The organism is Halomonas flagellata, assembly GCF_022487945.1.
In the GTDB taxonomy this organism is placed as follows: Bacteria; Pseudomonadota; Gammaproteobacteria; order Pseudomonadales; family Halomonadaceae; genus Halomonas; species Halomonas flagellata.
Genome location: NZ_JAKVPY010000136.1, coordinates 1 through 546, shown reverse-complemented (window position 1 = coordinate 546; position 546 = coordinate 1). Strand labels below are relative to the sequence as shown.

The 546-nt window shown below is 69.2% G+C and carries 1 protein-coding gene; it reads right to left on the bottom strand.

The features are described from left to right. On the bottom strand, positions 1-546 hold a 546-nt coding region (locus tag MKP05_RS21540), incomplete at both ends, for a pyruvate kinase (RefSeq protein WP_240570170.1).

The following is a 546-nucleotide window of genomic DNA, read 5'->3' as shown; positions in this document are numbered from 1 at the left end:
GGAGAGCATCACCGCGTCGGTGCCGTCGAGCACGGCGTTGGCCACGTCGAACACCTCGGCCCGGGTCGGCAGCGGCGACTCGATCATCGACTCCATCATCTGGGTGGCGGTGATCACCGCCCGGTTGAGCTGGCGGGCGCGCTTGATGATGCGCTTCTGGGTGCCGATCAGCTGAGCGTCGCCGATCTCCACGCCCAGGTCGCCGCGAGCCACCATCACCGCCTCGCTGGCCTCGATGATGCCGTCCAGCGTGGCGTCGTCGGCCACCGCCTCGGCGCGCTCGAGCTTGGCCACCAGGCCGATCTCCTTACCCGCCTCGCCCAATAGCGCCCGAGCCTCGCGCATATCGGCGGCGCTGCGCGGGAACGACACGGCCAGGTAATCGACGCCGATCTCCATGGCGGTCTTCAGGTCGGCCTTGTCCTTGTCGGTGAGCGCCGGGGCCGAGAGGCCGCCGCCCTGCTTGTTGATGCCCTTGTTGTTGGAGAGCCGGCCGCCGACCACCACCGAGGTGTGGATCAGGTGGTCGGCGACCCGGTTGACGTC